Source organism: Aquiflexum sp., from assembly GCF_041749095.1.
Classification (GTDB): domain Bacteria; phylum Bacteroidota; class Bacteroidia; order Cytophagales; family Cyclobacteriaceae; genus Aquiflexum.
Genome location: NZ_JBGTCA010000314.1, coordinates 23,694 through 31,682, shown reverse-complemented (window position 1 = coordinate 31,682; position 7,989 = coordinate 23,694). Strand labels below are relative to the sequence as shown.

The following is a 7,989-nucleotide window of genomic DNA, read 5'->3' as shown; positions in this document are numbered from 1 at the left end:
CACCAACTGCTCCACCTGCCTTTTGGCCCGTTCTCCCTGATCTATATCTTTGAATTCTTCCACCAATTGCCGAAAGCTCACTTTGGGATTGGCCACCACAGGTTTCATTTGGGTAAAGTCCTCCAAGGTTTCGTAAATCTTTACCGCATCATAAATCCTGAAAACTTCCTTTCCAATCTCATCACATCTACGGGTTGCCCTTCCGAGCATCTGTTCATACAAAATCCTGGATTTGACCCGGCGCATAAAGACCAGGTTACAGATAGCAGGCACGTCAATCCCCGTGGTCAATAGATCTACGGTAACGGCTATATTGGGGTACTTTTCATTTTTGAAGCGTTGGAATTGGTCTTTGGGATTGTAGGATTTGCCCGTAATTTTCTGGATGGCATTGTCTGCCACATCGACTCCGATTGCGGCAAATTCCTCTTTCAGATAAGCCACTACCATATCGGCATGCTCGTCTGTGGCAGCAAAGAACAGGGATTTTTCTTCTCCATCCGGATCCAGTTCCTTGACCAGTTGTTGGATAACCGTCATGTTAAAACTTGGTGTTATTACCTGTTTATTGAATCCCGCAATATCAATCTTCAACTCGTCTTCAAGCTTTTCCAGTTCGATAATGGTATTATTTTCTCGGTCAAGCGCCTTTGGTTGAGCACCTTTTTCCCAAGTAATTCCCTCTTCGGCCAACTTGGTCTTGATAATATAAGGTGGTTCATGGTCAATCAAAAATCCATCTATGACTGCCTCCCTGTAGGAATAGGTATATACTGCAGGTCCAAAAATCTCAGTTGTGTGCAAGGCTGGAGTGGCGGTAAGCCCAATGGCATAAGCATCAAAATAATCCAAAACCATGCGGTATTTGCTCACATAATCCCGTTGATCCTTGAAGTTCAATTCCTCATCATCCATTTCCCTGTCCATCAAATAGCCCCTATGCGCTTCATCAATGATGATGCAATCATATTGATCTACCGGAGGAACATCCTGATCTTGGCTGTAAAAAAGCCGTTTGACCATTCCCTGCACAGTTGCAAAATGTAGTCTGGTATCCAGTTCAGGAACTTTATCCTGTAACTCTTTGATGCCATAGATTTCCGAAAAGGTATTGAGCCCGATAATCTTATTGTCTTTGAAGGAATTGATGGCTTGTGTGGCCAAAAGCGTTCGATCAACCAGAAAAAGAATCCTTTTGAATCGGTTGGATTGGATCAGGCGATAACAAAGCCCGATAATGGTTCGTGTTTTTCCTGTTCCCGTAGCCATGGTGATCAAAGCTCTTGAGCGGTCAGGATTGTTGAGTAAAACTTTTTCCAATTCCTGGATGGCTTCTATTTGGTATTTTCTAAGAGCCAATCCTGAATTGCTTTCCAAAAAATCTACCGGTTCTGATTTCAGTTTGTCCTCAGAGGCTTTCAGGTCTTTTTCCAATAGTTTGACCAAACCTTCGGGGCTGTACCAACCTTGTAAAGCTTTTGACCTGTTGTGTTTTATCCTGACATCCAAAAACCAAACCCCACTTTTGGTTTTGATCTGTTCGAGATAAGCCCGGCCATTGGTTGAGAAAAGGAACGGGACTTTATATCCCTGCCACTCTCCCAAAAGCTCGGCTTCATGCCCGACTTCGAAACATTCTGCATATACTTTCGACTGAGATAGGTCTGTCGAAATATCAGAAGCATATTTCTTTGCCTCTACGATACCATAAAGTTGTGTACCGACAAATAGCGCATAATCTGCCCATTTACTTCCACATGGCCACTCGGCTATGGCCAAATTCTTCCCCCTCTTGGGTTGGGTTCGATGCTTTCGGAAATTAATGGTTTGTGTATCTACCTCCCAGCCAGCAGTTCTCAATTGTTCGTCGATCAACAAGCGTGTTTCCGCCTCGGACATTTCTATCTTTTTGGCTGCTTTTTGAGAGCGGTCCTGTATTTCCAGCAGCTTTTCTTCAGGGAGTTTAGCAGTACTTCTTTCTTCTAAGAGCGCATCGAATTTCTCTTGGAGGTTTGCGTATTCCTTTTCAAGTTCATGTAGGGCATGCCTGGCATCAAGTTTCCCGGGAAGATGGAATTTGACGGTACTCAGTTCATCGTTTTCCTCTGAGTAAGTTTGATAAAACCACTTGGCAATTTTGAAAGTAGAAAAAAGCAGTCCTTTGGCGTCTTCCAAAGTCCCTTTGTTTTGGTGCACGGCAACGTTTCCCTTCTGCTTAATGGCATGAAGCAGGTCTTTGACCTGATTGGGGAGTACATTTTCAAATTCAAGGATTTTCAACCTGTTGTGAAAAGAGTTATCATAAGGAAAATCCAAATGGTGCAGCTCAAAGAGCAATTCACTCACCCTTTCCCCGAACTGACGCAATTTAAACATGCAGGTAATGGGATCCTGATGCAAGTTAAACTCAGCCGCCTGACCGATATTGAAAAGTATGGGGAATTCAGCTTCCAGATATGAAAAATTGGATTTGTCCATCAAGGTTTTTATTCGCTTATCGATAAATATAGATAAAACATATAATTCTCCAAAAATGGTCAGCAAATAAGGTATGGATCTTATTTATCCTGAAAGAATATCAGGTAGATGAATAAACCCAAGAAGTGGCCAGCACAACCCCTCATCATGTCTCCTATAACCCAAGAAACTTAATTCATGAGATCATAACCTATTGTTTCAAATCTAAAATCTTAATTCTAAAATCTAAAATCTCAATTTCATCCACCCTTCTTCCATTTCCCCTTTGTCTTCATCTGATTCCTGTTTCTTTTGGCTTTGGAGTTTTTGTTGCCGCGTTTCTTTTCGACTTTGGTGGGATTTGGCTTTGGGCGGGCCCTCTTTTCATGGAATCCGCCTTTGAAGTCCGGGTTCTCTTTTTTCTTCTGCCCATCTATTTCTCTGGCATTGCCCTGTTTTTCTTCAAATGGTGTTGGGGTCACAGTTACCTCTTCAGGAATCTGAACTGTAGGCACTTCCATTCTGATAATCTCCTCTATTTTCTCAAAATGATATTCTTCAGCTGGATTAATAAAAGTAATGGCCGCCCCTTCATTTTCGGCCCTTCCGGTCCTGCCGATTCTATGCACATAATCCTCATAGATCAATGGGACATCGAAGTTGACCACATGACTGACCATACTGACGTCGAGACCTCTTGAGGCCACATCGGTTGCTACCAATATCCTGACTTCCCCGGCTTTGAAATCCTCCATAGAATTGATCCGGGTATTCTGACCCTTATTGGCATGGATGACACGGATAGAGCCCAGATGTTTTCTTTCCAGATAACTGAATACCGACTCGGCATTTTTCCTGGATTTGGTGAAGATCATAACCCTATTGAAATCCTCATTCTCCAATAAATGAACCAGCAGGTTGATCTTAGTCTTGATATTGGGTACCAGGTATTTTACCTGTTCGATGGTTTCTGCTGTGGTGGCCTGAATGTCTATTTCCACCCTCTCCGGAAACTCCAGGAAATCATGTGAAAGCATTTCGGTTTTTCCACTGAAAGTGGCTGAGAAAAGCATATTCTGTCTTTTGACCGGGATCACTTCCAAAATCGCCCTGATCTGTCCCAAAAAACCCATGTCCAGCATTTTGTCCGCCTCATCCATCACCATAGTTTTGATCTCTCGGGTAAAAATCTCACCTCGTTTGTATAAGTCCAAAAACCTTCCAGGTGTCGAAATGATAATGTCCACCCCGGCCTGTACTTTTTCGATTTGGGTTTTTGGTCCTATGCCGCCATAGAGACTCACAAACCTCAGATCGGTATATTTTCCGAAGTCTGTTACCGCCTCGGCTATCTGCATGACCAATTCCCGTGTGGGTGCCAGAATCAGTGCCCGGGGATGCTGACCTTGGGCATATTTGACCTTCATCAGCAATGGCAATACATAAGCGGCTGTTTTACCAGTTCCTGTCTGTGCTATTCCCAACACATCATGGCCTGCCAAAGCTAACGGGATCGCCTGTTCCTGTATAGGGGTCGGCTTTATATATCCTGCGTCCTTTACGGCATCCAAAAGTTGCTTATTCAGTTTAAAATTATCAAAAGTTTGAGGGCTATCAGACATGTTTTTGTATTTTTGAACTTGAGTTAAGGGGTATGAAATAAACCATTTTCTGAAACCAAGGGTTAATTTTTGTAAACATCCCTTAGCGGCTAATTATTCCATTGTCAATTAATCTCTCCAAATCAAGTGCAAAATGAAAAGTATATTAATCACAGGTGCAAATATAGTAAATGAAGGCAAGATAACCCGTTCTGATGTTTTGATCAAAGACGGTGTGTTTTATAATATAGGTACCGACCTGTCTGAATTTGAGGCTGACAAGACCATAGATGCAAGTGGCAAATATATTTTCCCGGGTCTGATCGATGATCAGGTTCACTTTAGAGAACCGGGATTGACGCACAAAGCAGACATCTACACAGAAAGCAAAGCTGCTGTCGCGGGAGGTATTACTTCTTATATGGAAATGCCCAATACCGTCCCCCAGGCCACCACACTAGAACTATTGGAAGAGAAATTCAGCATTGCATCCGAAAAATCTTTGGCCAACTATTCTTTTTTCTTTGGAGCTACCAATGACAATATTGAAGAGATCCTTAAAGTTGACCCTGAAAATGTCTGTGGCATTAAGGTCTTTCAAGGTTCTTCCACCGGCAATATGCTTGTCGATAACCCCAAAAGTCTGGACAGGATTTTTTCAGAATGCAAGCTGATCATTGCCACCCACAGTGAAAATGACAATATTATCAATGAGAATCTCGAAAAATACAAGCAGCAATATGGAGATGACATCCCGGTAAAATATCATCCAAAAATCAGATCTGAAAAGGCTTGTTATGACGCCTCCAAAACAGTGGTGGATCTTGCCAGAAAGTATGGCAGCAGGCTCCATGTTTTACATATCAGTACTGCAAAGGAAGTTGGGCTTTTTGACGAAAGATTGCCTTTGGAAGAAAAAAGAATCACTGCTGAGGCCTGCATCCATCATTTGTGGTTCTCAGAAGATGATTATGAAGAAAAAGGTAATTTCATAAAATGGAACCCCGCCATCAAAACTGCAGATGATAGGGATAAGATATTGGAAGGTGTTTTGGACGGACATATAGATGTCATTGCCACAGACCATGCACCCCATACTTTAGAGGAGAAAAATAAATCTTATTTATCCGCTCCATCGGGTGGGCCATTGGTACAGCACAGTTTGGTGGCCATGCTGGACCTGTACCACCAGAGAAAAATCAGGCTGGAACAGATTGCTGAAAAGATGTGCCACAACCCTGCCGTACTGTTTGAAATAGACAAAAGAGGTTATATCCGCCCAGGCTATCACGCTGATATGGTAATCGCAGACCTGGACAGTCCATGGACAGTCAAGAAAGACAATGTGTTGTCCAAATGTGGCTGGTCACCTTTTGAAGGACATACCTTTAAGTCAAAAGTAACCCATACTATCGTATCCGGACATTTAGCGTTCGAAAATGGGACCTTTCATGAAGAACAAAAAGGACAGCGATTAAAATTTTCAAGAAAATTACAGGATTGAGTATTGCTTTGGAAAAAGTGAAACATTACCTTTGCAGTCCATTCCGGAAAAGTTCGGGGTGATGATCAAATAAATGGTGGTTGTAGCTCAGCTGGTTAGAGCGCTGGTTTGTGGATCCAGAGGTCGCCGGTTCGAACCCGGTCTTCCACCCATAACCCCTCTCGATGAGAGGGGTTTTCTTATTTTAACAATCAATAATGAACCCAAATGGCATAAATTTTGTATGAGTGGTTAAAATTAAAATTTGAAAGGCAATGTTTACATTATTTAAAGCTTCGCCAAAATTCCCCAAGGTCAAACCTGTCAATCTGAAATTTGTTCAATTATATATGACAAAGTTTGAGGAATCGCTCAGAAACTTTGAGGAATTGCAAAAAGAAAGCATCTGATACGGATTTCAGAAAAATTCAAAGGTTATGTTACAATAACCTTTTTTTTTGTGACAATAAGTTTTTCTTTCGGTATCAAAAAAGTATTTTTATGGAAATCTCAAAACTTTTAACCAAATGAGTTATATCCATTTTGAAAAAACCCAATTAATCAACCTAAATTACTCTCTTGACAGGGAAATAATCAGAACCAATAGAGGTGGCTGCTATACCAGCACATCCATCATAGGATGTAATACCAGAAAATACCATGGCCTTTTGGTGGTACCACAACCCCAAATTGATGAACAATTACACGTGATGTTGTCAACGGTTCATGAAACAGTAATACAGAGAGGTGCAAATTTTAACTTGGGCATCAGCAAATTTCCCGGCAATTATTCTCCGCGAGGTCACAAATATTTGGAAGATTTCGATTCTGAACCCATTCCTAAGCTAACATATAGAGTGGGGGGTGTTTTGTTGCAAAAAGAACTTATTCTCGATACCAATAGAGACAGGGTAATGATCCGTTACACCCTATTGGACGCTCATTCACCAACGAAAATAAGAATCAGTCCGTTTTTGGCATTCAGGGGCTATCACAATCTTTCTAAAGAAAATAATAGGATCAATAAGGAATTTTCAAAAATGCCGAATGGTGCAAAATTCCAGTTGTACAATGAATATAATCCTCTTTATCTTCAACTTTCCAAAAAAAATGAGTTTGTTTCAAAACCGGATTGGTATTTCAACATAGAATATATCATGGAAAGGGAACGGGGATATGAATATCAGGAAGATTTATTCGTCCCCGGATATTTTGAATTTGATATTAAAAAAGGCGAATCGGTGATTTTCTCAGCAGGACTCATAGAGGCTGATCCAAGTACCCGACAAAAAGCCTTTGAAAAGGAACTGGCAAGACGGATACCAAGAAATAATTTTATTAACTGTCTCAAGAATTCTGCAGGACAGTTTATCCAAAAGCGGGATGGGAAAACCCATGTGATTGCCGGGTATCCATGGTTTGGATGGTGGGGCAGGGATACTTTTGTCGCTGCACCTGGTCTAACTTTGCCGCAGGGAGACAAAGAAACATTTTTGGATATCATGGACACCATGGTAGCGGACCTCCAAGGTCCTCTATTTCCAAATGTCGGTAGCGGGGTAATGAGAAATACCACTTCAATGGATGCACCCTTATGGTTTTTTTGGTCCCTTCAGCAGTACATCGAATTCACCGGTGACACCAAGACAGTCAAAAAGAAATATCTTGATAAAATGAAAGGAATTATTGATGGATTCCGTAATGGGACAGATTACAATATCCACATGCTGGAGAATGGTTTGATGTATGGAGGTGTGGAAGGAGTGGCTTTGACTTGGATGGACGCTGTAAATACCGACGGCCCTGTAACTCCCAGAATCGGTTGCCCCGTTGAAATCAATGCCCTTTGGTACAATGCGCTTTGTTTTTATGTAGAACTCGCAGGGGACAAAGAAATTCAGGGACTTTCGGATCAGGTCAAAAAATCTTTTGTGGAAATATTCTGGGACGAAAAGAGAGGTTATCTGGCCGATTACGTGTCCGGAGAATTCAAGGATTGGTCCATCAGACCAAATATGGTTTTTGCTACTTCATTAAAATATTCGCCATTAGAGGAAAGTCAGATGGATAGTATTCTTGAAAAAGTGAAATCAAAATTACTTACCACCAGAGGATTAAGGTCTCTTTCTCCGGATGATCCTGGATACAAAGGATACTATCATGGCAATCAGTTCACCCGTGATATTGCATACCATAATGGAACAGTCTGGCCATGGCTTTTGGGGAATTTTGTGGAAGGTTACCTCAAACTCCATGGAAAGTCAGGAAAATATTTTGTGGAAAAAATAATTCAGGGATTTGATGGAGTGATGACCCAATACGGAGTTGGGACAGTTGCGGAAATTTATGACGGAGACCCTCCGCACCGTCCAAAAGGAGCAATCTCCCAGGCGTGGAGTATAGGGGAATTATTGAGAATGATGTATATATTGGATAAAGTTTAAACTG

At 41.6% G+C, this 7,989-nt stretch carries 4 protein-coding genes and 1 tRNA gene; 3 read left to right on the top strand and 2 right to left on the bottom strand.

Annotation, left to right across the window (positions count from 1 at the left end; translation table 11 throughout):
* Positions 1 to 2,478: type I restriction-modification system endonuclease (gene hsdR / locus ACEW8O_RS14570; RefSeq protein WP_373495357.1), on the bottom strand; the 2,478-nt coding region annotated here is incomplete at its 3' end.
* Positions 2,479 to 2,717: 239 nt separating this feature from the next.
* Positions 2,718 to 4,079, bottom strand: a complete 1,362-nt coding sequence (locus ACEW8O_RS14565) for a DEAD/DEAH box helicase (protein WP_373495356.1) — start codon at positions 4,077 to 4,079, stop codon at positions 2,718 to 2,720.
* Positions 4,080 to 4,212: 133 nt separating this feature from the next.
* Between ACEW8O_RS14565 and ACEW8O_RS14560 the strand changes: the two genes are divergently transcribed.
* The 3 genes from ACEW8O_RS14560 (at position 4,213) to ACEW8O_RS14550 (ending at position 7,985) form a co-directional block, all read left to right on the top strand.
* The gene (locus ACEW8O_RS14560) at positions 4,213 to 5,562 is read left to right on the top strand and encodes a dihydroorotase (RefSeq protein ID WP_373495355.1); all 1,350 of its coding nucleotides are present in this window, start codon (positions 4,213 to 4,215) and stop codon (positions 5,560 to 5,562) included.
* Positions 5,563 to 5,637: 75 nt separating this feature from the next.
* Positions 5,638 to 5,713: transfer RNA gene (locus ACEW8O_RS14555), tRNA-His, on the top strand.
* Positions 5,714 to 6,068: 355 nt separating this feature from the next.
* Complete coding sequence (locus tag ACEW8O_RS14550) at positions 6,069 to 7,985, top strand: amylo-alpha-1,6-glucosidase (protein WP_373495354.1); 1,917 nt, start codon at positions 6,069 to 6,071, stop codon at positions 7,983 to 7,985.
* Positions 7,986 to 7,989 lie beyond the last annotated feature (4 nt).

Coding starts and splice junctions, on each gene's coding strand:
- ACEW8O_RS14565 (WP_373495356.1), bottom strand. CDS start 4,079: ATGTCTGATAGCCCTCAAACTTTTGATAATTTTAAACTGAATAAGCAA.
- ACEW8O_RS14560 (WP_373495355.1), top strand. CDS start 4,213: ATGAAAAGTATATTAATCACAGGTGCAAATATAGTAAATGAAGGCAAG.
- ACEW8O_RS14550 (WP_373495354.1), top strand. CDS start 6,069: ATGAGTTATATCCATTTTGAAAAAACCCAATTAATCAACCTAAATTAC.